Source organism: Micromonospora sp. NPDC002575, assembly GCF_042889525.1.
GTDB classification, from domain to species: domain Bacteria; phylum Actinomycetota; class Actinomycetes; order Mycobacteriales; family Micromonosporaceae; genus Micromonospora; species Micromonospora carbonacea.
In genome coordinates this window covers 358,832-381,556 of record NZ_JBIARA010000003.1, presented here as the reverse complement: position 1 = coordinate 381,556, position 22,725 = coordinate 358,832, and the positions used below count along the sequence as shown (strand labels likewise).

General features: G+C 73.6%; 19 protein-coding genes. 9 read left to right on the top strand and 10 right to left on the bottom strand.

The genetic code is table 11. The annotated features are described in order from the left end of the window. Positions 1-9: 9 nt before the first annotated feature. Both ACFYWL_RS07360 and ACFYWL_RS07355 read left to right on the top strand, forming a co-directional pair. Positions 10-606, top strand: a complete 597-nt coding sequence (locus ACFYWL_RS07360) for a phage tail protein (RefSeq protein WP_386968608.1) — start codon at positions 10-12, stop codon at positions 604-606. Further along, entirely contained in the window at positions 603-1,778 is a 1,176-nt protein-coding gene (locus ACFYWL_RS07355) for a discoidin domain-containing protein (RefSeq protein ID WP_386968605.1), read from the top strand. The genes ACFYWL_RS07360 and ACFYWL_RS07355 overlap by 4 nt, the downstream gene beginning before the upstream one ends. Here the strand turns inward: ACFYWL_RS07355 and ACFYWL_RS07350 are convergent. The 3 genes from ACFYWL_RS07350 to ACFYWL_RS07340 form a co-directional block, all read right to left on the bottom strand. Next, positions 1,693-4,626 carry a BTAD domain-containing putative transcriptional regulator gene (locus ACFYWL_RS07350; protein WP_386968602.1) on the bottom strand — a complete coding sequence of 978 codons (2,934 nt, stop codon included), beginning with the start codon at positions 4,624-4,626 and terminating at the stop codon, positions 1,693-1,695. The genes ACFYWL_RS07355 and ACFYWL_RS07350 overlap by 86 nt on opposite strands. Positions 4,627-4,843: 217 nt before the next feature. Next, positions 4,844-5,074 carry a hypothetical protein gene (locus ACFYWL_RS07345; RefSeq protein WP_386968599.1) on the bottom strand — a complete coding sequence of 77 codons (231 nt, stop codon included), beginning with the start codon at positions 5,072-5,074 and terminating at the stop codon, positions 4,844-4,846. A gap of 149 nt (positions 5,075-5,223) precedes the next feature. Next, on the bottom strand, positions 5,224-6,246 hold the full coding sequence (locus ACFYWL_RS07340) for a trypsin-like serine peptidase (protein ID WP_386968596.1): 1,023 nt from the start codon (positions 6,244-6,246) through the stop codon (positions 5,224-5,226). A gap of 233 nt (positions 6,247-6,479) precedes the next feature. On the opposite strand from ACFYWL_RS07340, the gene ACFYWL_RS07335 reads away from it, so the two are divergent. Further along, entirely contained in the window at positions 6,480-7,643 is a 1,164-nt protein-coding gene (locus ACFYWL_RS07335) for an NB-ARC domain-containing protein (RefSeq protein ID WP_386968593.1), read from the top strand. Between the two features lie 319 nt (positions 7,644-7,962). Here the strand turns inward: ACFYWL_RS07335 and ACFYWL_RS07330 are convergent, their stop codons facing one another. From ACFYWL_RS07330 to ACFYWL_RS07305, 6 genes are all read right to left on the bottom strand, one after another. Continuing rightward, positions 7,963-9,402: an ATP-binding protein gene (locus ACFYWL_RS07330; protein ID WP_386968591.1), complete on the bottom strand. Its 1,440-nt coding sequence runs from the start codon at positions 9,400-9,402 to the stop codon at positions 7,963-7,965. After that, positions 9,399-11,057, bottom strand: coding sequence for an FAD-dependent oxidoreductase (locus tag ACFYWL_RS07325; RefSeq protein WP_386968588.1), 1,659 nt, complete (start codon positions 11,055-11,057; stop codon positions 9,399-9,401). Before ACFYWL_RS07325 ends, ACFYWL_RS07330 begins: the two co-directional genes overlap by 4 nt. A gap of 150 nt (positions 11,058-11,207) precedes the next feature. Further along, entirely contained in the window at positions 11,208-12,275 is a 1,068-nt protein-coding gene (locus tag ACFYWL_RS07320) for a lytic polysaccharide monooxygenase (RefSeq protein WP_386968585.1), read from the bottom strand. 227 nt (positions 12,276-12,502) lie between these two features. Beyond that, on the bottom strand, positions 12,503-14,032 hold the full coding sequence (locus tag ACFYWL_RS07315) for a cell wall anchor protein (RefSeq protein ID WP_386968582.1): 1,530 nt from the start codon (positions 14,030-14,032) through the stop codon (positions 12,503-12,505). A gap of 92 nt (positions 14,033-14,124) precedes the next feature. Further along, positions 14,125-14,931 carry an SDR family NAD(P)-dependent oxidoreductase gene (locus tag ACFYWL_RS07310; RefSeq protein ID WP_386968579.1) on the bottom strand — a complete coding sequence of 269 codons (807 nt, stop codon included), beginning with the start codon at positions 14,929-14,931 and terminating at the stop codon, positions 14,125-14,127. A 75-nt stretch (positions 14,932-15,006) separates the two neighbouring features. Then, positions 15,007-15,585 carry a TetR/AcrR family transcriptional regulator gene (locus ACFYWL_RS07305; protein ID WP_386968576.1) on the bottom strand — a complete coding sequence of 193 codons (579 nt, stop codon included), beginning with the start codon at positions 15,583-15,585 and terminating at the stop codon, positions 15,007-15,009. Positions 15,586-15,670: 85 nt separating this feature from the next. Here ACFYWL_RS07305 and ACFYWL_RS07300 point away from each other — a divergent pair, with 85 nt between their 5' ends. Next, positions 15,671-16,582, top strand: coding sequence for an oxidoreductase (locus ACFYWL_RS07300; RefSeq protein WP_386968573.1), 912 nt, complete (start codon positions 15,671-15,673; stop codon positions 16,580-16,582). An 8-nt stretch (positions 16,583-16,590) separates the two neighbouring features. Further along, positions 16,591-17,508 carry an aldo/keto reductase gene (locus ACFYWL_RS07295; protein WP_386968570.1) on the top strand — a complete coding sequence of 306 codons (918 nt, stop codon included), beginning with the start codon at positions 16,591-16,593 and terminating at the stop codon, positions 17,506-17,508. A 34-nt stretch (positions 17,509-17,542) separates the two neighbouring features. Here ACFYWL_RS07295 and ACFYWL_RS07290 read toward each other — a convergent pair whose 3' ends face one another. Further along, positions 17,543-18,382 (bottom strand): DeoR/GlpR family DNA-binding transcription regulator, encoded by an 840-nt coding sequence (locus ACFYWL_RS07290; RefSeq protein ID WP_386968568.1) that lies wholly within the window; start codon positions 18,380-18,382, stop codon positions 17,543-17,545. 293 nt (positions 18,383-18,675) lie between these two features. On the opposite strand from ACFYWL_RS07290, the gene ACFYWL_RS07285 reads away from it, so the two are divergent. From ACFYWL_RS07285 to ACFYWL_RS07270, 4 genes are read left to right on the top strand one after another with little or no spacing between them, the layout of a single operon-like run. After that, on the top strand, positions 18,676-19,965 hold the full coding sequence (locus ACFYWL_RS07285) for an ABC transporter substrate-binding protein (RefSeq protein ID WP_386968565.1): 1,290 nt from the start codon (positions 18,676-18,678) through the stop codon (positions 19,963-19,965). A gap of 55 nt (positions 19,966-20,020) precedes the next feature. Further along, positions 20,021-20,977: a carbohydrate ABC transporter permease gene (locus ACFYWL_RS07280; protein WP_386968562.1), complete on the top strand. Its 957-nt coding sequence runs from the start codon at positions 20,021-20,023 to the stop codon at positions 20,975-20,977. Between the two features lies 1 nt (position 20,978). Then, positions 20,979-21,821: a carbohydrate ABC transporter permease gene (locus ACFYWL_RS07275; protein WP_386968560.1), complete on the top strand. Its 843-nt coding sequence runs from the start codon at positions 20,979-20,981 to the stop codon at positions 21,819-21,821. Positions 21,822-21,860: 39 nt separating this feature from the next. Then, a complete protein-coding gene (locus ACFYWL_RS07270) occupies positions 21,861-22,724 on the top strand; it encodes a ketose-bisphosphate aldolase (protein ID WP_077936963.1) in 864 nt (287 codons plus the stop codon). The last annotated feature ends 1 nt before the right edge of the window (position 22,725 follow it).

Here is a 22,725-nt window from a genome sequence, read left to right as displayed (position 1 = left end):
GGAGGGATCATGCGGGGTGCGGTGCCGGGGCTGGTGAGCCCCCACCCGATCGGGCGGGAACTGCCCGCGGTCTACCTGGAGGACGACTTCGCGCAGCGGTTCACCGCCGGGCTGGACGAGGTGCTGGCGCCGGTGCTGCTGACGCTCGACTGTCTGGACGCGTACTTCGACCTGGACCTGGCCCCGGCGGATTTCGTGGACTGGCTCGCCGGCTGGGTGGCGGCCCCGGCGGACGCCTACGGGGAACCGGACCCGGGCCACGAACCGGACCCGGGCCACGGATCCGACCCGGGCCACGGGCCGGGCGCGGATCGGGTGTCCGGCGCGCGTCGGGAGGTGATCCGGCACGCCGTCGAGGTGCACCGGTGGCGCGGGACGGCCCGGGGCATCGAGCTGGCGCTGCGGGTGGCGACCGGGGCGCGGGTGGAGGTCACCGACAGCGGCGGGGTGACCTGCTCGGCGACGCCGACGCAGGGGCCGCCGCCCGGGGGTGTCCCGGAGGTCCGGGTCCGGATCACGGGGGCCGTCGACGAGGCGCTGGCGCGGGAGGTCCTGGCGTCCGCCGTGCCGGTCCACGTCCGGGTGACGCTGGAGGTGCAGCCGTGATCATCTGCGGGAACTGCGGGGCGGCCAACGCCGGCGACCGGGAGTTCTGCGCCAACTGCCACCAGTGCCTGTGGGACGAGGACACGCCGCCGCGCGCCCCGGGCCCCCCGCCACCAGGTCCCACCCGCCGCCCCGAGGTCGACGAGGACCGGCGGTCAGCCGCCGGCCCCGACGACGACCGCGACCCCGGCGAGGACCGTGACCCCGGCGAGGACCGCGGCCCCAGCGAGGACCGTGGCCCCGGCGAGGACCGCGGCCCCGACGACGGCCCACGTCGCGTCGCCGACCGGCCGTCCCGCGCCGACGAGCAGGGGCCCGCGCCGGTGCAGCCCGGGCCGCCGCCCGTGGTCGTGGATCGGCCGGGGCCGGGACCCGGCCCGGTGGAGCCGGTCGACCCGGTGCTGCCACCGCCGGAACCCGATCGGGTCTGCCCCGGCTGCGGCGCGGCCAACCGGCCGGGCCGCCGGCTCTGCGTCGCCTGCGGCCGGCTCTTGGACGCCCCGGCGGCACCCGAGCCGGAACGCACCTGGTGGGAGCGGCTGCGGGACCGGTGGGAGCGGCGGTGGGACCGGCTGCGCGGCCGGACGCCCCGCCGGCGGGCGCGACCGGACCGACGGGGCCTGTCCGCGGCCCGCCGGCTGCTGCTGATCGTGGTCGGGCTCTGCCTTGTCGGGGTCCTGGCGGTCGCCGGGCCGCCCCTGGCCCGGCGTGCCGTGGAGGCGGTACGCGACCGTACCCAGGACCCGACGTCGCTGGTGCCGACGACGGTGACCGCCTCGTCGGAGCGGACCGGCGCCGGCGCGGAACGGCTCACCGACGGGGCGAGCAACCAGTACTGGGCCCCGGACGGCCCGGCCGTCGGCGCCTGGGTGGAGAGCCGGTTCGCCGAGCCCGTCCGGCTGCTCACCGTCATCGTCACCCCGGGTGTCGGCCCCCGGCGGCAGGCGTTCCTCGCGTCCGGGCGGCCCCGCGAACTCACCGTGGTCACCGTCGACGCCGACGGCGCGCGGCGGGAGACCGGGATCGAGCTACGCGACGAGCCCGGTGAGCAGCACTTCGACGTGGAGGCGGCGAACGTGGTGCGGGTCAGGCTGGTGGTCCGCTCGACGTACGGGGCCGGGCTGGTGCCGTCCGTGGCGATCGCGGAGGCGGAATTCTTCGGTCGACGTTGACGGGGGCGGGCCCCGGGGCGGCGGCGAGCGACGGGTCGAGGCCGAGGGAGGCGAGCACGTCGGCGTACCGTCGGCGGGCGTGTTCGGCGGCGGCGGCGTTGCCCGCGTCGCCGTGCGCCGCGATGAGCAGCCGCCAGCCGGCGTCGTGACACGGGTCGATCTCGACGCAGCGGGCGGCCATCGCCACCGCCCGCTCGGCGGTGTCGGCCCCCCGCAGCGCCGCCTCGGCGAGTTGGGCCGCCGCGTCGGCCGCCTGCCGGCGCAGCGTCTCCCGCTCGACCACGACCCATTCCGCCGGGCCGTCCTCCGGCAGCAGCTCCCCGGTGTACGCGGCCACCGCCACCCGCAGGTCGTCGAGCGCGCGCGGGTCGCGGGCGACCCCGAGCCGGGTGGCCCGGTGCAGCGCGAGCCGGAACTCGGTGACGTCGCACCAGCTACCCGTGGGCAGCGCCAGCAGGTAGGCGTCGCCGTCGCGGTAGAGCAGGCTCTCCCCGTCCTCGCCGGGCAGGTGGGTGTCGAGGAAGCGGCGGAGGCTGGACAGGGCGACGTGCAGGGTGCGGGTCGCGGTGGCCGGGTCGGTGTCGGGCCAGAGGGCGTCGAGGAGCCGGTCGCGGTGCACGGCCCGTCCGACGTGCATGGCGAGCATCCGGGCCACCGCCCGGGCCCGGGGCCGCAGCGGCGACCAGTTGAGCGGCTCCCCGTGCAGGCAGATCCGGAAGCCGCCGAAGCAGCGTACGGTCAGCGGCGCGCTGTCCGGCGTGGCCGGTGCCGGCCGGTGCCGGCCGGGCTCCCCGGCGGGGCCGGGGTCGAGCCAGGCGGCCATCGCCGCCCGGGGCAGCCCGACCTGCTCGGCGGCGGCGCGCACGGCGGACAGTCCCGCGGGTCGGCCGGGGCCGCCGGGTACGCCGGCGGCGAGGGCGAGCACCCGCGCCCCGGGGACCCCTGCGGCGCGGGCGGTGCCCTCCGCCCGGCGCACCTCGACCTCGGCGTCGGGCAGCCGGGCGCGCGCGGCGGCCAGCGCGAGCAGGGCCTGCGCCCAGGCGGCGAGGACACCGGCGTCGAGCTGCCGGGATCGGTCGAGCAACCGACCGGCCTCCTCCACGTCGGGGCCGCCGCGCAGGGAGCGGGCCAGGGCGGCGCAGCCGGCCGCGAGCAGGGCGCCCCAGCGGTCGCCGAGCCGGTCGCACTCCTCGACGACGGCGGCGGCCTCCTTCAGGTCGGCCTCGGCGCCGCCGAGCGCGGGGACGGCGCGGGCGAGCCGGGCCAGCCAGGGCAGGCCGGCCCGGTCGGCGTCCAGCGCGGCGGCGGTCACCGCGGCGGCGGCGTCCGGCGCCCCGCCGGCAAGGGCGACGGCGGCGCGCAGCAGCCGGCAGGCGGGCCCGGGTAGGGCGGCGTCGGCGGGCGCGGTGTCGGTGGGGGCGGCCCGGTCCAGGACGCGCGCCGCCTCCCCGGTGTGCCCGGCCAGCAGCAGGGCGCCGGCCCGGACCAGGGTGTGTGCGGTGCCGGTCAGCCGTTCGGCCTCGCCGACGACCACCATCGGGTGCCGGCGGGTGGCGGCCCGCAGCCAGCCGGACCAGTGCCCGCGCCAGTGCGGGCCGTCGGGCAGCCAGGCCGTCACGGTGGCGCGCAGCAGCCGGCAGCGGGCGCGGGCCGGTTCGCCGTCGAACATCTCCTCGGCCCGACGGAGCAGCGGCACGGCCGACGCGAGTTGCCCCTCGTTGATGCGGTGTTGGGCGTCGGCGAGCACGAGCCAGGGATCCTCGGCGATGAACCAGGCGGGCAGCAGGTCGGCCCAGGGGTCGAGGCCGCGCACGGCGACGTCGCTGCCGGCGGCGGCGAGCAGCCGGTGCACGTCGGGCCACTGCTGGGCGCGGGCGAAGCAGCGGGCCGCGTCCAGTGCGGCGCCCTCGGCGGCGAGCAGTCGACCGGCGCGGGCATGCCAGCCTCGGGCCGCGTGTTCCCCGAGTTCCTCGGCGAGCGCGGCGACGAGGTGGGCGCGCAACACCTCGTGGTACGCGAAGGTGCGCCCGCCGTCGTGGGAGACGGTGAACGCCTGCCGGCGCTCCAGCTCCTCCAGCGCTGCCTGGCTGTCGTCGCTGCCGAGCAGGCGGTCGCAGCGTTCGGCGGTGAGCACCTCGAACACGCAGGTGCGCACGAGGAACCGGCGCAGCTCGGGGGCGAGTTCGGCCAGCACCGTGCGGGTGAGGTAGTCCCGGGACAGCGCCGAGCGCACGCCCAGCGCGGCGACGGCCCGGCGGCGCTCCGGCAGCGGTTGCCCCCGCGTGGAGAGGTGGTAGAGCTTCAGGCCGGCCGCCCAGCCGCCGACGCGCCGGGCCAGGGCCGCCACGTCGTCGGCGGGCAGCGGTTCGTGGTAGACGTCGCGCAGGAGGCGTTCGACCTCCCAGGTGCGGAAGCGTAGCTGCTCGGCGTCGACGACGACGCTGTCGGAGAACTCGTGCTGGGCGAGCACCAGCGGCGGGGTGCGCCGGGTGCCGACCACCACCCGGATGCCCTCGCGGGCGAGGGCGAGGGCCCGGTCGAGCAGCACGGACTCCCCCGGTGTGCCCTCGACGACGTGCAGGTCGTCGACGACCAGCAGGCGGGCGCCGTCGGGCAGCGTCGCGTCCATCCGGTGCAACGCCCGCGTAGGGTCGGCGTCCGACGGCAGCGTACGCAGCCAGCCCACCGGGCCGGCCACGGTGGCCGCGTACTGGGCGAGCAGGGTGGTCTTGCCGGCCCCTGCGGGCGCGACGACCAGGGCGAGGGACTGGGGCCGGGTGTCCAGGGAGGTGATCAGCCTGGCCCGGGGGAGGGTCGGCGTGGGGCCAGGGGCGGACGTCGCCGGCATCGCGCACCTCCCCGGAGGGCGACGGCCGGTGAACCGGCCGGTGACCAGTTGCACCACTGATGGTAATCGTCGATACCTCCGGTTAGCTGACCGTGATCGGACAGCCGACGGCGGATTCAGGCGGTGACCGCCCCCCAGCGCTGGGAATCCCGCCTACCGGCACGCCCCGGTCTGCCTGGCGGCCGGGCCCTTCCATCACGCTCCGCAGCAGCCCGGGTCACTCCGTGGGCATCGGGGCCGGCTCCGCGCTGCCCATCCGGGCCGGGTCCCAGTACGAGGCGTCCGGGGACGCCGCCCGGCTGCTCGACACGCCGCTGTCCCCCACGGACGTCGGCGTCGCCGGCCGCTCCCCCGGCCCGGACCGGCGGGCCGCCACCCCGGCCACCACGACGGCGACCACGACCACGGCGACGGCCACCGCCACCGCCGCACCCCACCCCTGCCTCATCCCGCGCTCCTCTCCGCCGGCCCGGTCGGCGACACGGGACCGAAAGCCGGTCCCTGGCGACCGGTCGACCTACACCGCTTGGACGCGCGCCGCCCCCGACCGGATCCGTTGGATCCATGGCCGGGGGCGGCATCACCCGATCGGATGACTCAGACGCGGGCCGCGACCGAGTTGTAGGCGTCCATGACCGCGGTGTCGAAGTACGAGCTCTTGTTCACCCCGGCGCTGTTCAGCGTGCTCATGATTCCGTTGACGTAGCCGTACACGTCGTTGTAGAGGCGTAGCCAGACCGAACCGCTGGAACCGCCCGTGAAGCCGCAGTTGAGGGCGATCTTGTTCTCGCTGCCGGGCCGGTACGTCGTGCCCTGGCAGTACTGCTGCCACCCGCCGTCGTACGGCGGCGCCGCCGGGTAGGCGAGGATGGTCACGGCCTCGGTGTAGCTGTAGTTGACCGACAGCCCGTTGCCGCCGACCCGGTCGACCAGCCGCTGGCCGGACGCGTTCGGGTACACGGTGATGTACGAGACGTCCCGGTCGAGGTTGCTGTCGTTGATCCAGGCGTTGAACGCGGTCAGGTACTTGGCCGACCACCGGCCGTACGGCTCGGCACCGTAGTTGTAGAGCGGCACGAAGATCCAGTTCTGCATCCACTGGCCGCCCCGGCCGCCGTGCACGCAGTGCCCGGCGCTCATGACGAGCAGCTTGGAGGTGCTGTTCACGGCACCGGCCGAGCAGACGTAGTTCTTCCCGTCCGCCGGGTTGTAGAAGAAGACCTTGCCGACGGTGGCGGAGGCGGCGACGTAGGCGCTGATGTCCCCGTCGGCCTGCGACCCGACGCTGGCGGCCGTCACGGTGGGCGCGGCCGGCGGCACGGAGCGGGCCGCCCCGGTCGGCTTCAGGCCCTTGCCGGCCTTGGCCCCGGCCTTCTTGACCAGCACGTCCGCCGAGATCGCGGTGCGCATCCGCTCCTTGGTCCAGTACTCGCCCGCCTGCTGGGCGGGGGTCAGCCCGCTGCGGGCCGCAGTGGTGGAGGTGGTCGCCGCCACCGTGGTGGCCGACGCTCCGCCGGCGGGGGCTGCCTGCGCGGGCCCGGTGCCCACCAACACCGTCGCGGCGACGAGCGCGGCGGACGCGGTGACCGTGGCCACCCGCCGGATGTCCGGAAAGTGCATTCGTGCTCCTCCCACAAAAACACATTGGCGCTTGTCTAAGCGCTCGGCACAGCATGCGGTGCCGGGAAACGGCGGCGGAAGCACCCGGGGCCGTCAACTCTGTCGCTGACAGTGTGTCCGCGACCTGACTGACCGCATGGTTTCGACATCGGACAGTGGTGAAGCTCCGGACGTTTCCGGGCCAGCGCCAAGATGTGGGGAGAACGCCAATGGGCCGGCTCACCCGCCCTCTCGTGCCAGCAGGTCCCCTCGCCGACTTCTACGACCGACTACACGCCCTGCACCTCGCCGCCGGCCAGCCCAGCGTGCGCCGGCTGCAACAGCTCACCCGCGCCGAGCGGCGGCCCCGGGGCATCAACCCGACGTCGATCCACGCAGCCTTCGTCCGCCCCCGCCTGGCCCGGTGGGAGGTGGTGGGCGAGATCGTCCGGGTGCTCGGCGGCGACATCGAGGAGTTCGCCACGTTGTGGCGTCGGGCCAACCGCTGCCAGTCGCACGACGACGGCCCGGCCGGCCCCCCGCCGCATCCCCGGCCATGGACGCCCCCCGACGCCACCCCCGTGCCCCGCGAGCTGCCGCCGGACGTGCTGCCGTTCACCGGGCGCGGCCCGGTCCGCGCCGCGCTCGACGGCCTGCTCGTCGAGGGCGCGACCCGGGCGGCGATGATGACCGTGCTGCTCACCGGCTCCACCGGGATCGGCAAGAGCGGGCTGGCCGTGCACTGGGCGCACCGGGCCGCCGACCGCTTCCCCGACGGCCAGCTCTACGCCGACCTGCGCGGCGACAACCCCGCGCAGCCGCCGACGCCGGTCGAGGTGCTCACGGCCTTCCTCAACGCCCTCGGCGTCGCCACCGCCGACCTGCCCGTGACCCCGGCCGCCCTGGCCGCCCGCTACCGCACCCGGATGTCCGGCCGCCGGATGCTGGTGCTGCTCGACAACGCCAGCACCGTCGGGCAGGTGCGCCCCCTGCTGCCGGGCTCGCCCGGCTGCCTGGTCCTGGTGACCAGCCGGGACGGCCTGGCCGAGCTGGTCGTGCGGCATGGCGCGCGACGGCTGGAGCTGGGTCCGCTGAGCGCCGAGGCCGGCGTCGAGCTGCTACGCGGGCTGATCGGCGACCGGGTCGACGCCGACCCCGAGTCCGCCTACGACCTGGTGCGGCGCTGCGGCGGCCGGCCGCTGGCCCTGCGGGTCGCGGCGGAGCGGATGACCGCCCACCGCACGACCGCCCTGAGCGCGACGGCCGTGGTGGGGCCGGCCCTGACGCCGGCGCGGGTGGCCGCCCCCGTCGCCCCGGACCACGCCCGGCTGTTCGCGCAGCGGTTGACGGCGCAACAGGTGGCCGCATCGGCAAGCCCTGGTGACGCACGCGCCGCCGTCGCACACGTTCCGCGATGACCGCGCGTCCGCCCGGGGCGCTCCGGCAACCTGACTCTGGGTGACTCTCCTCCGCCCCCGCACGACATCTCACATTCCCTTTGCTCTGCACCCACGCACGCAGCACCCCGGCTGAGCTGCACGCGAGCGAGCACGCGAACGAGGCGGCGACCGATGGTCGATCACGCTGGGTAGAGCGTTGCGCATGCGGGTGCAGAGCAAAGGGAGCGGGAAGAGTGCCAGCGCCCGGCGAGCGGAGAGTCGCATCGCGCCGCGTTGGCCGGCAGGCCGCCGAAGCGCGCCGACCCCGCAGCCGCAGCCCCTGCCCGGCCCGGCCGCGTCACGCCTGCGGGGCGGCCTCCGGGGCCACGCCGGGGGCGGGCGTGATCGGCAGCAGCACGCGGAACACCGTCCGGCCGGGCTCGCTCGTCACCCGGATGTCCCCGTGGTGCTTGTTGACCACGATCCGGTACGAGATGTCCAGCCCCAGCCCCGTCCCCTCGCCGACCGGTTTCGTGGTGAAGAACGGCTCGAAGATGCGCGGACGCACCGCCGCCGGGATGCCGGGGCCGGTGTCGGCCACCTCGACGGTCAGCTGGTCGTCGACCCGGCCGGTGCGGACGGTCAGCGTGCCCTCGTCGCCCATCGCGGCGAGCGCGTTGTCGATCAGGTTGGTCCACACCTGGTTCAGCTCGGCCGCGTACGCGGGGATCGGGGGCAGCGCCGGGGCGTACTCGCGGACCAGGCGGATCCCGGGCGGGAGCTTGCCCTTGAACATCACCAGCGTCGCGTCGAGCAGCTCGTGCACGTCCACCACCTGGTAGGGGGCCCGGTCGAGCTGGGAATACTGTTTGGCCGCGCCGACGAGCTTGGAGACGCGGGTGGCCGCGTCGGCGATCTCCCGCAGGAGCAGCTCGGTGTCCACGGTGTAGGTCAGCCACCGTACCGCCGGCTCCAGGTCGTCGGCCCCGAGCTCCGCGCGGACCCGGTCCAGCCAGTCGACGTCCAGCCCGCCGGCGACCAGCGTCGGGGCCAGCTCCCAGCCGGCGGCGACCCCCTGGTCGTCCAGCCAGTCGGTCAGCTCGTCCTCGGCGTCGCTGGTGGCCAGGGGCGACAGCGCGCACGCCTTCGCGGCCCGCTCGACCGCCTCCTCCTGCAACGCCACGAGCGCGTGCAGCCGCCGCCCCTCGACCCGGCCGTCGGCGATCATCGCCAGCTTGTGCCGCATCCCGGCGACCCGGTCCCGCAGCGCGGACGCGGCCCGCACGGCCGCGCTCGCCGGGTTGTTCAACTCGTGGGTCAGGCCCGCCGACAGGGCACCCAGGGCCACCAGGCGTTCCCGCTCCCCGACGACCGTCTGGGTGTCCCGCATCCCGATGAACAGCCCCTCAAGCAGGTGCATCGCCATCGGGAACCAGGACCGCACCGCGTGGGCGAACGTCTCGGCGGGCAGCACGAAGAACTCCGCGTCGGTGACCGCCTGCATCCCGTTGCGGTAGATCTGCTGGTCGTCCAGGTATGCCTGGGTGGCCCCGCCGTACACCCCGCGCTGCGCCGTGCGGAGGATCTCCACCTCCGCGCCGTGGATCGTCCGGCACAGCCGCACCTCACCGGTGAGCAGCACGAAGAAGCAGCTCGCCGGCTCGCCCTCGGCGTAGACGGCCTCCCCGGCCGCGCGCTGCTCGACCCGGCCGTGCTCGGCCAGCCAGGCGACCTGCTCGTCGTCGAGCGACTCGAACAGGAACAGGGTCCGCACCTCGGCGGGGGTCAGGCCGCTCACTGCGCCTCCAGGTAGCGGTGCACCAGCGACACGGCCATCGCGCCCTCGCCGACGGCGGAGGCGACCCGCTTGACCGACGCCGCGCGCACGTCGCCGGCCGCGAACACGCCCGGCAGGCTGGACTCCAGGTGGTAGGGGTCGCGGGGCAGCGACCAGCCGGGCGGCCGGCGTCCCCCGGCCACCAGGTCCGGCCCGGTGACGACGTAGCCCCGCTCGTCGCGGACCACGACCCCCTCCAACCATTCGGTACGCGGCTCCGCGCCGATGAACACGAACAGCCACGACGCGTCGACGTCGCGCCGCTCGCCGGTGCGGGTGTCGCGCAGGGTCAGCCGTTGCAGGTGCTCCTCCCCCGCGCCGGCCACCACCTCCGTGTGCGGGTGCACGGCGATCCGGTCGATGCGGTCGAGCTGGTCGATCAGGTAGCTCGACATCGACGCCGTGAGGTCCCCGCCCCGGATCAGCACGTGCACCCGGGCGGCGTAGCGGGAGAAGTAGACGGCCGCCTGCCCCGCCGAGTTCGCCCCGCCGACGATGTAGACGTCCTGGTCCACGCAGCTCGGGGCCTCGGTGGCGGCCGAGCCGTAGAAGACCCCCCGGCCGGTGAGTTCGGCCAGGCCGGGGGCGTCGAGCATCCGGTACGACACGCCGGTTGCCAGCACCACCGCGTGCGCCGCGAGGGTGGAGCCGTCGTCGAAGCGCAGCAGCCGCGCCGAGCCGCCCTCCGCCAGGCCGACGACCTCCCGGGCGCTGAGCAGCTCCGCGCCGAACTTCAGCGCCTGCCGGCGGGCCCGGTCGGTGAGCTGCGCCCCGGACACGCCGTCGGGGAAGCCCAGGTAGTTCTCGATCCGGCTGCTCTGCCCGGCCTGCCCGCCGGTGGCCCGCCGCTCCACCAGGACCGTGCGCAGCCCCTCCGACGCCCCGTACACGGCCGCGCCGAGCCCGGCCGGCCCGCCACCGACGACGACCAGGTCGTAGAAGTCCGCCGCCGGGACGACGTTGAGGCCGACGAGGCCGGCCAGCTCCGTTTCCGTGGGCGCCATTAGGGCCTTGCCGTCGGCGGTGACGACCAGCGGCACGTCGGCGGCGCTCACCCCGGCCGCCGTCAGCAGCCGCCCGCCCTCGGGCTCGTCGGCCAGCAGCCAGCGGTACGGCACCAGGTTGCGGGCCAGGAAGTCACGCACCGCGAAGGACGGGGCGGACCAGCGGTGCCCGACCACCCTGATCTCGGTGGTGGCGGCCTCCGGGCTGGCCGACCACGCCTCCAGCAGCGCGTCGACGACCGGGTAGAGCTTCTCCTCCGGCGGGTGCCACGGCTTGAGCAGGTAGTGGTCGAGGTCGACGAGGTTGATCGCGTCGATGGCCGCGCCCGTGTCCGCGTACGCGGTGAGCAGCACCCGGCGCGCGGCGGGGAAGAGGTCCATCGCGGCCTCGAGGAACTCGATGCCGTTCATCTCGGGCATCCGATAGTCGGCGACCAGCACCGCCACCTGCTCGCCGCGCAGCTTGATCTCGCGCAGCGTGTCGAGGGCCTCCGGGCCGGAGCCGGCCCGCACCACCCGGTACCGGTCGCCGTAGCGGCGGCGGAAGTCGCGGGCGACCGCGCGGGAGACCGCCGGGTCGTCGTCGATCGAGAGGATCACGGGGTGGGCCATCCGCCCATCAAACCACCCCGGCGTTACGACTTGGCTGCCCACGCCCCCTGCCGCCGGGCGTCCGGCCGGCGGTGGCGGTGACGCCCGTCACCACCCGAACACCCGGGCCGGGCCGCCCCCGATACCGGTCGGGGGCGGCCCGGCCGTCGGTCAGGCCGTCGCGGCGCAGCTCAGGGTCGGCGTGCTGGCCGCCCCCGAGCCGGTGAAGCCGAAGCTGGCCTTCCCCCCGGCCGCCAGCGTGCCGTTGTAGCTGGCGTTGCGGGCGGTCACGGTCGACCCGCTGGTGGTGACCGTGGCGCTCCAGGAGGAGGCGATCTGCTGCCCGCCGGGCCACGTCCAGGTGACCGTCCAGCCCCGGATCGGGCTGTTGCCGGCCGTCACCTCGACCTCGCCCTGGAAGCCGCCGGACCACTGCCCGGTGGGCTTGTAGACGGCCGAGCAACCGGCGGAGGCCGGCGGCGTGGTCGCGGGCGGGGTGGTGGCCGGCGGAGTGGTCGCGGGCGGGGTGGTGGGCGGGGCCGTCGTCGGCGGCGGGGTGGTCGGCGGGGTGGTCGTGCCGCCGAAGTTCACGTCGCTGCACAGGTAGTAGGACTGGTCCGAGTGGCTGGCCTGCCAGATCGTGTAGACGATGTGCCGGCCGGTACGCCCCGGCGCGTTCGCCGGGACCTGGATCGACACGCCCTGGCTCTCCTTGGTCGGCCACTGCGCCGCCGGGGTGTTGCCGATCTGGCCGACCAGCTCCAGGTCACTCCAGGCCAGTGGCTTGGTCAGGGCGTTGAAGCCCTGCTTGGTGACGTACACCCGGATGTAGTCGGCGCCGTGGCTGGCCTGGTCCCACAGCTTCACCCGGAAGCTGTTGGAGACGTTGGTGGTCTTCCACGCGCCGAGCGCGTCGAGCGCGTTGTACTTGCCGTCGCTGGTGTGGCCGGCGCTGCACAACTGGCCGTCCGGGATGGCGGCCTGGTGGTTGCCGGCAACGCCCTCACGGAACAGGCCGTTCCAGTTCCACATGGCCGAGCTGTCGTACTGCCATGCCTGCCAGCACATCGGGTCCTCGGTGGCCATGGCCGGGTTCTGGAAGTCGCTGCCCCAGCGGGCCCAGCAGCCGTAGTTGCGCGACGCCGGGTCGACGGTGGAGCCGTGGGCGGCGGCCGGGTTGGCCAGCGCGGTGGTCAGCAGCAGCGCGGCGGCCACGCCGACGGCGAGCAGCCACGCCACGAGGGGGATGCGACGTGGTCGGACGAGATGGGACACGGAGCCCTCCAGGGAGAGGTCGGACGACGACACCCGGACGGTCGGGAGTTGCCCACTCCCGCGGCTGCTCGCGTGGCTCCCGCTGCGGCTCTGCCTGGCAGACTTCCACATGCATCCAAACTAGTCAATCTTGACCAGTTCGGGTCACGGTCGCCCGGCCCCGCTGGCCCAGGTCGTGGGCAGGGGCCGCGTCAGGCGACGAAGCGGGTGCGGCGGCGACGGGCCAGCAGGTAGCCGCCCGCGCCGGCGGCGACCAGCAGCCCGCCGAGGCCGGCGATCAGGCCGCTGGGAACGCCGGTGATGGGCAGCGAGCCGTCGTCGCCGCCCCCGGTGCCGCCGGCCTGCCCGACCGTGATCTTCGCGGTGTCGTTGGCCGGGTCGAGGTCCTTGGCCGGGCCGTCGCCGTCGAAGGTGTGCAGCTTGACCGTGCCGGTCCGGCTGCCGGCCCGGTCGATCCGCAGCGCGAACTCGAACGTCACCCGCTCTCCCTGCGGGATCGTGCCCCGGGCGGAGCACTCGTAGACCCGCGCGCCGGGCTTGCCGGGCTGCCACTCGTCCTCGTCCGGGTCCACGCAGGACTTCGAGACCGTCACCGCCGTCACGCCCTCGGGCAGGGTCACGATGGTGGCGATGTTGAGCCCCCGCTGGCCGTTGGGCCCGACGCGCGCCGGGCCGTTGTTGCGGTAGCCGACGGTCATCGGCACGGTGGCCCTGACCGCGCCGGTGACCGTGGCGCCCTGGGCAGCGGCGTCGCCGCGCTGGTCACCGGCGACGGTCAGCGTGACCCGGGTCTCGTTGTCCACCGGGTTGGTGTCGGTCTGACCGGACGCGCGGGCCTGCGCACCGCCGGTCGGCACCAGCTTCAGGGCCGCGTCGGCGCCCTTGCGGCCGAACGGCTCGGCCGGCCCGTGCTGGGCCCGGAACTCCGCCCAGTCGGCCGGGGTGAACCACACGGCGAAGCTGTGGTGCAGGTTCGGCGCCCAGGCGTCGGCCGGGATCGTCCCGCCGAACGTCGGGTCCACCCGGACCGTCGCGCCGGGAGCCAGCTCGTCGTCGAAGGTGCAGGCGAAGCTGCTGTCGTCGAGGGCCAAGTCGACGTACTCGCAGTTGCTGTAGCGCTTCCCCGGGGTGAACCCGTAGGAGCCGGAGAGGTAGAGCACCGCGCCACGCGCGGTGGCCGTGCCCCGGTTCGTCACCGCCAGCGGGACGTCGACCCGGGCACCGGGCCGGCCGTCGAGCGAGAGCTGCCGCCCGGCGACCAGGTCGACCCCCTCGCCGGTGCTGACGGTGGACTCGTAGGTCGCCGTGCCCACGCCGGGCGCGGTCACCGTGAAGGCCAGGGTGCCCTGCCGGCCCTGCTCCGCGCCCGCCCGCGCCCTCACCGCGAGGCTGACCAGGCTCGAATCCTCGCCGTCGTCGGTGATCGAGCAGGTGATGACGTCGCCCGCCGTCGTGCAGGAGCCCCGGTCGTCCTCCGCGACCTCGGCGAACGCGGCGACCGCGCTGCGGTCCACCCGCACCGTGTACGTGCCGAAGGCCCGGTCGGGCAGCGCGCGCAGCGAGACCCACTTCTGCGGGCCGCCGGGAGCGACGGTCACGTCGTTGGCGTAGAGCGCCACCTCGTCGGCCGGTGCCGCGGCGGCGGTGCCGGCGGAGGTCGCGACGAGCGCGCCGGCCACGGCGAGCCCGGCGAGCCAACGACGGGCGGGGTGCGGGTGCATGGCGGATGCCTCCGGTCGGGGGAAGACGGGCGGGGTGCCCGTCAGGCTCTCACGGATGCTCCCGTGGCGGGGACCCGTACCGCGCTACGGGATCAGCGCAGCTGGAGGCGGTTGCCGCTGACCAGAGCGGCGGCGTCCGAGGCGAGGTAGCAGATCACCTCGGCGACCTGTTCCGGGCTGGCCAGGTGGGTGCCGCTGTCCGCGACATACTGCCGGACGGAGGCGGTGACCCAGCCGGTGTCGGTCACCGGCGGGTGGACCATGTTCGCGGTGATCCCGAGCGGGGCCAGCTCCGCCGCCGCCGACATCGTGTAGTTCTCCTGCGCGGCCTTGGCCGCGCCATAGGAGACCTCCTGCGGGAAGCCGCCGCTGCCGCCGGAGGTCAGCCCGACGATCCGCCCCCAGCTCGCGCCGCGCGCCGCGTGCCGGCGGGCGAACTCGCCGATCAGCAGCGCCGGCGCCATCGCGTCGACGGTGAACTGCTGCGACCAGGAGGCCGCGGTGACGGGTTGCAGCGCCCGCCCGTGCCGGTCGGTCGGGGCCGGGGCGAAGGTGTCGGCGACCCAGCCGGTGGCGTTGTTGATCAGGATGTCGACCGGCCCGAACGCCTCCTCGGCGGCGTCGAAGAGGAGGCCGGCGGCCTCCGGGACGCGCAGGTCCTGCTCGACGGCGAGCGCCCGGCCGCCCGCCTGGTGGATCGCCGACACCACCGCCCCGGCGTCGCGGGCCCGGCTCCGGCGGTATTCGTCGGGCAGGCCGGCGTCGCCCGGGTCGTGCACCGGCCAGTACGCGCAGAGCACCGCGCAGCCCTGCCGGGCGAGCGCCCGGGCGACCGCCGCGCCGATGCCGTGGTTGGCTCCCGTGACGATCGCGACGTGACCGTCCTGCGTGCTACTCACCGCTTCCCCTCCGATCCGGCCCGGCTGGTTCCGCCCGCCCGCCCGCCCGCAGCATGTCCCGGGTCGACGGGTCGATCAACCGGATTGCCCGCCGCCGGGCCGGAGGCCGTCGAGCAGGACCCGCAGGTAGCGTCCGGCCCGGTCGTCGGGCGCGTCGCCGATGCGCAGGGCGAAGACCGTGCCGCAGACGAGGTGCCGCAGGTCGTCGTCGGTGAGGTCGGTGCGCAGCACGCCGGCCCGCCGGGCGCTGCCGAGCACGGCGTGGGCCAGCTCGCCGAGCTCGGCGCGGCGGGCGGTGGTGGCGGCGTCGGCGTCCTGCTCCGGCTCGGTGGCGATCACCTCGGCGAACGCCGGGTCGGCCAGTTGTCGCGTCAGCAGCGCCCGCAGGAGGATCTCGACGCCGGCGGCGGGGTCGTCGTGCCGGCTCGCGGCGCGGGCGGCGTCGAGCAGCGCGGCGAAGCCGTCGTCGGCGAGGGCCTCCAGCAGCGCGCGGCGGTTCGGGAAGTGCCGGTAGACGGTGCCGACCCCGATCCCGGCCCGGCGGGCGAGGTCGTTGTGTTGCAGGGACAGGTCGCCCCCGGCCACCGCGGCGCGGGCGGTCGTCAGCACCCGGTCGCGGTTGCGGGCGGCGTCGGCGCGACGTGGCGTGGTCACCGGACCAGCATACCGAAGCGGATTGACAATCCGCTTCGGGTCGCCTTGAATCGGATAGGTAATCCACTTAACCCCGGAGGGTCCCATGACTCGCACCGCCACCTGGAATCTCACCGACCTGCGCGACCAGACCGGCCGCACGATCGTCGTCACCGGGGCCAGCAGCGGCCTCGGCGTCGCGATCACCCGCCATCTCGCGGCCCGCGGCGCCCGCGTGATCATGGCGGTCCGCGACACCGGCAAGGGCGATCACGTACGCGACCGGCTGCGCGCCGAGCACCCGAAGGCCGACCTCGACGTCCGCCACCTCGACCTGCTCGACCTCGACACCGCGCGCCGGTTCGCCGACGGCCTGCGCGCCGAGCGGGTCGCCGTCGACGCGCTCGTCAACAACGGCGGCATCGGCAACGTGCCCCGACGCCTGAGCCCGCAGGGCGTGGAGAGCCAGCTCGCGACCAACCACCTGGGACACTTCGCGCTCACCGGCCTGCTCCTGGACCGCCTGGCCGAGGGGCGCGACCCGGTCGTGGTCACCGTCGCCTCCGGCCTCTACCGGCTGGGCCGCCTCGACCTCGCCGACCTCGCCGCCGAACGCCGCTACTCGCCCGCCGGCGCGTACGTCACCTCCAAGCTCGCCAACGTGCTCTTCGCCCTGGAACTCGACCGCCGGCTGCGCGCCGCCGGCTCCCCGGTGCGCAGCCTGGTCGCCCATCCCGGCGTGGCCAAAACCGACCTCGAGCGCGACTCGCCGCCCCTGATCCGCGCGGTCGGCACGGTGCTGAAGCTCTTCCTGAGCCGGCCGGTCGACGACGCCGTGACGCCGATCCTCTACGCCGCCACCGAGCCTGCGGCGCCCACCGGCCGGCACATCGGCCCGGGCCGCGCCCACCCGGCGTTCGAGACGCTCACCGGGGCGGCCACCGACGCCGGTCTCGCGGCGCGGCTGTGGGCCCGCTCCGTGCAGCTCACCGGAGTGGACGTCGCGCCGGGGTGTTAGATGGGATCATGGACATCGTCGAGCGGCTGGCCGGGGCCTCGCGCATCGGGCTGGGGCTGGCGGCCGTCGGCCGGCCGGGCTACATCAACCTGGGCCGGGCCACGGATCTGCCGGCCGAGCGCTCCGTCGAGGCGATGCGGGCCCGCGCCCACGAGCTGCTCGACCGGGCGTACGCGGCGGGCGTCCGCTATGTCGACGTCGCCCGCTCCTACGGCCGGGCCGAGGAGTTCCTGGCCCAGTGGCTGCGCGCCCGGCCGGACGCGGACGACGTCGTCGTCGGCAGCAAGTGGGGCTACACCTACACGGCCGGATGGCGGGTCGACGCCGAGGTGCACGAGACCAAGGACCACGGCGTCGCCACGTTCACCCGGCAGCTCGGCGAGACGCGGGCGCTGCTCGGCGACCGCCTCGACCTCTACCAGATCCACTCGGTCACCCCGGACAGCCCCGCGCTGACCGACACGGACCTGCACCGGCGGCTCGCCGACCTCGCCGCCGAAGGCACGGTGGTGGGGCTGTCGACCAGCGGCCCGGCGCAGGCCGAGACGATCCGGGCGGCGCTGGGCGTACGGGTCGACGGCCGGCCGCTGTTCCGCAGCGTGCAGGCCACCTGGAATCTCCTGGAGCCCAGCGCCGGTCCGGCGCTCGCGCAGGCGCACGGGGCCGGCTGCCTGGTGATCGTGAAGGAGGCGCTGGCCAACGGCCGGCTCGCCGCGGGCGAGCACGCGCCCGGCGACGCCGCCGCGCTCGCGGCGGCGCTGCGCCAGCCCTGGGCGACCGTCGTGCTCTCCGGGGCCGCGACCGGCGACCAGTTGGCCTCGAACCTGCGGGCGGAGGAGCACGCCGGCGACCCCGCCCGGTGGGCGGGGCTGGCGGTGCCCGCCGCCCGCTACTGGGCCGACCGGTCGCGGCTGCCCTGGGCCTAGCCGCCGACCTCGCCCGGTCGCGGCCGGACCGGGCCTAGCCTCTGGCCTCGCGGGGTCGCGGCGGGGTCGCCGGGACGACCAGCTCCACCTCGTTCGCCTCCAGGGCGTCCCTCAGCTCGGGTGCCGGCATCCGGTCGGTGACCAGGTAGTCGGCGACACCCAGCTCCGACACCTGGGCGAACAGCCGGCGGCCGAACTTGGACGAGTCGGCGAGGATCGCCACCCGGGTCGCGCGGGAGAGCATCTCCTGCATCATGGCGGCCTCGGCGAGGTTGCTGGTCGTGTAGCCGGCGTCGGCGGAGACCGCGCCGACGCCGATCAGCGCGAGGTCGCAGCTGACGTCCAGCTCGGCGCCGGTGTTGGCGCGGAAGCTGACCGGGCCGACCGTGGCCAGGGTGAGCGAGCGCACCGCGCCGCCGAAGATGTAGATGTCGCGGACGGCCGTGGGCGGCAGCGCGCCGGGCACCAGCAGGTTGTTCGTCGCCACCGTGAGGTCGCGGTGCTGGCGCAGGTTGCGGGCGAGCGCGAGCGTGGTCGTCCCGCCGTTGATCATGATGGTCGAGCCGTCCTTGACCAGCCCCGCGGCCAGCGTGGCGATCTTCTCCTTCCCGCGCTCCTGGAAGGTGAGCCGCTGGTCGACGGCCCGGTCGGTGCGGGAGACCGTGGCGAGGCTGACCGCCCCGCCGTACGTGCGCACGAGGACGCCCTCGGCGCTGAGCTGGTCCAGGTCGCGCCGCACGGTGTCGATGGAGACGCCGAAGCGCTCCGCCAGCTCGCCCACCGTGACCTGGCCGGCGTCGGCGACGTACGCGGCAAGCTGGGCCTTGCGGCCGGCGGGCAGGTGGCGCTGCCGTTCGTCCCTGTCCTCGCTCACTGATCTCCCTCCATCAGTGCGGCAGTATGCCACAAATGCGGCCCAGCCTCGCGCGTCGCCGCACAGAGCCGCAGGGAACGGCCCGGCTGGGCAGCGCCGCAGAGATGGCCTAAACCTGCACATAAACGGATACTTCGCGAGCATCGGGCCGCGCAGCCGGCTCCGCAGCGCGGCACCGTGCCGTACTCCGCAGTTATGTGCTGTTCTTCTCTTGTCTACATCCGTAACACGCTGCTAACGTGGCCGCCAACACGGCACAGAACAGAAAGATCTAGATATAGAAGGAGCCCGCCATGACGACTCGCGCTTCCCGGCTGAAGCGACTGCTAGGGGCGGTGACGGTGGCAGCAACGGTCGCCACCGTCGCGGCGTGCGGCTCGGGCGACTCGGGCGACGCCGCCGCGGACGGCACCGTCACCCTGGAGTTCGCCCAGTGGTGGGGTGCCGAACTCCCGGCCGGGGACTTTGACAAGATCATCAACGACTTCACGGCGCAGAACCCGAACATCAAGATCAAGCTGCTCAGCGCGCCGTACGCCTCCACCAAGCAGCAGCTCGTCACCGGCGCGGCGTCCAAGACGCTGCCCGACGTGGTCGGCCTCGACGGGGCCTGGGTCAACGACTTCGCCAAGCAGGGCGCGATCGCCGACATGTCCAAGCTGATGACGGACGCGAACTACGACTCCAGCCAGCTCGCCAGCCAGATCCAGCTCGACGGCAAGACGTACATGATCCCGGTGGTCAACTTCGTCTACCCGCTCTTCGTCAACAAGGACCTGTTGACCAAGGCCGGCGTCGCGGACGTGCCCGCCACGCGCAGCGAGTTCCTGGACGCGGCGAAGAAGGTCACCGCCACCGGCGGCAACGTCAAGGGCTGGGCGCTCCCGCTCGACACCGCCGTACCCAACGGCATCCAGAACGACGTCATGTCCTGGCTGTGGGCCTCGGGCGGCAGCATGCTGGCCGACGGCAAGCCGAACCTGACCAGCCCCCAGGTCAAGAGCACCATCGAGTACGTCAAGAGCCTGAACGACGCCGGCGTCATCGCCCCCGGCTCCCTCACCATGAAGGAGCAGGACAAGGTCGAGAAGTTCACCAACGGCCAGGTCGGCATGATGATCGACTCGCTCGCGCACATCAACCTGATCAAGAAGAACAAGCCGGACCTCGACTTCGAGGTGGCGGCCCTGCCGGCCGAGGACGGCTACACCGGCAAGCGCGGCATCCCGTACGCGTCGTGGGGCATCGGCATCTCCAACTCCACCAAGCACAAGGCGGAGGCGTTCAAGTTCGTCTCCTACCTGATGAGCCAGGAGACCAACGCGAAGCTGAGCACGATCGCCAACGGCTTCCCCGGCAACAAGAACGCCGAGCCCGACTTCAGCGACAGCGACCCGCTGTTCAAGTCGGCCTTCGACATCTACAAGCAGGGCTACCCGGCCAACGAGTTCGTCGGCCTGCCCAAGGCCGAGGACCTCATGCGCAGCTTCGACGAGCAGCTCCAGCTCGTCCTGACCGGCAAGCAGAGCGTCGACGACGCCCTGGCCAAGTCGCAGGAGTCCTGGTCCTCGGTGATCGGTTAGTCCACCCGGGCGCCGCGCCGGTGAACCGGCGCGGCGCCCGATCAAGGAGACAGCGATGACATCCGCGCACGTCGAGCCCGTGACCGCGCCGCAGGGCGCGCCGCCGGCCGAGCGGGCCACCCCCGGCCGGGCCCGCGCCAATCCGGCCCGGCGTCTGATCCCGTACGCCTACCTGTCCCCCACGATCGTGCTGATCGTGGTCCTGATGATCGTCCCCATCGTCATGGTGGTCGGTTACTCGTTCCGGGACAACGTGATCGTCCAGGAGAACCCGGTGTTCGTCGGGTTCGCCAACTACGCCAAGGTGCTCACCGACCTGGACTTCCTGGCCGCGCTGAAGAACACCGCCGTCTTCATCTCGGTGAGCACCGTCGCCCACCTGGTCCTCGGCCTCGGCTTCGCGCTGATGCTCAACACGCAGCTGCTGAGCGGGGTCACCAAGGCGATCTTCCGGATCGTCTACATCCTGCCCTGGCTGTTCACGATCGCGGTGATCGCCGTCATCTGGCGGCTGCTGCTCGACCCGGCCGGCGTGGTCAACTACGTGCTGCACACCCTCGGCCTCGTGCAGGAGGGCGTGAACTGGCTCGGCGATCCGAGCACGGCGCTCTGGGCGGTCACGTTCGCCAACATCTGGTCCGGCTACCCGTTCTTCATGATCAGCCTGCTCGCCGCGTTGCAGGGCATCTCCGCCGACCTGTACGAGGCGGCGGCCGTGGACGGGGCCGGCCCGCTGCGGCGGTTCCTCAACGTGACGCTGCCGCAGCTCCGGCCCGTGATCGTCAGCATGGCGGTGCTCGACCTGATCTGGACCTCCCAGCAGTTCGCGCTGATCTGGATGATGACCGGCGGCGGGCCGCTGAACACCACCGAGATGCTCAGCACCTACACCTACAAGCAGGCCTTCAGCGAGTACGAGTTCGCGAGCGCCTCGGCCGCCGCCGTGATCGTGCTGCTGCTGACGATGGTCCTGGCCTTCTTCTACGTACGCCAGCAGCAAAGGGAGCGGTGAGATGGCAGGCGTCAAGCGGCGGCACACCCTCGCGAAGGCCGGCGTCGTCACGGGGCTCGTCCTCGGCGGGCTGTTCGCCGCCCTTCCGGTGCTGTGGATGCTCTCCACCTCGTTCAAGAGCAACGGGGAGGTCTTCCAGAACCCGCCGCAGTTGATCACCGAGGGCTTCTCGTTCGACGCGTACCGGGAGATCCTGGGCAACGGCGAGCAGCTACGGTTCTTCCTCAACAGCTACATCGTCGCCGGCGCGGTGACCGTCCTGACGCTCCTGGTCGCCGTCCTGGCGGGGTTCGCGTTCAGCCGCTTCACGTTCCCGTTCCAGCGGACCATCAACGCCGTGATCGTCAGCGTCCAGGCGGTGCCGCCGATCACGCTGGTCATCCCCTACTTCGGGCTCGTCGTCGGGCTCGGCCTCTACAACACCTACGCCGGGCTGATCCTCACCCACATGGTGTTCACCCTGCCGTACGCGATCATCATGACCACCGCGTACCTGAACACCCTGCCCAAGGAGCTGGACGAGTCGGTCAAGGTCGACGGTGGCACCGGCTGGACGGCGCTGTGGCGCATCCTCGTGCCGGTCTCGGTGCCCGGCCTGATCGCGGTCGGGGTCTACACGTTCATGATCTCGTGGAACGAGTACCTGTTCGCGCTGACGCTGACCCGCACCAACGACATGCGCACGGTGCCCATCGGCATCCAGATGCTCATGGGCCAGCACTCGTACGAGTGGAACCAGATGATGGCGATGAGCATCCTCGGCTCCGTCCCGGTCCTCGTGCTCTTCCTCCTCTTCCAGCGGCGCTTCATCGGCGGGCTCACCGCCGGCGCCGTGAAGGCCTGACCACACCCTCTCGAAACAGATAGAAGGAGTAACACCGACATGCTGACGACCGGCAAGGCGATCCTGGACGTCGCCAACGAGCACAGCTTCGCCGTGCCCGCGTTCAACATCAGCGACTGGGCCATGTTCCGGGGCATCGTGGAGATCAGCGAGGAGAAGAACGCTCCTCTGATCGTCGGGATCCACCCCGACGAGGTGCGGCACATCGGCCGGGAGATGATCACCGGCATCATCGAGCGCGCGCACAGCTCGACCGTCCCGATCGCGATCCACTGGGACCACGGCGCGACCTACGAGCAGATGCTCCAGGCGTTCCAGTACGGCTTCACGTCCGTGATGATCGACGGCTCGCTGAAGCCGTTCGACGAGAACCTCGCCATCACCAAGAAGGTCACCGACTCCGCGCACGTCCTCGGCGTGTCGGTGGAGGGCGAGCTGGGCACGATCGGCGGCAACGACAGCTACGCCGAGGCCGGCGCGGCCGAGATCATCTACACCGACCCGGACGACGCGGTCACCTTCGTGAAGACCACGGGGGTGGACAGCCTCGCCATCGCGATCGGCACCTTCCACGGCTTCTACCCGGCGCACCTCAAGCCGGAGCTGAAGCTCGACCTGCTCAAGGAGATCAAGAGCCGGGTGGGCATCCCGCTGGTGCTGCACGGCGGCTCCGGCAACCCGGACGACGAGATCCGCGAGGCCGCCCGGATCGGCATCAACAAGATCAACATCTCGACCGACATCAAGGTCGCCTACCACGACAAGATGCGGGAGGTCCTGGGCAGCGACTCCAAGGTGCGCGAGCCCAACGCCATCCAGCCCGCCTGCCTCGACGCCATGAAGGAGGTCGCCGCCCACAAGATCGACCTGTTCGGCGCCACCGGCAAGGGCTCGCTCTACTGAC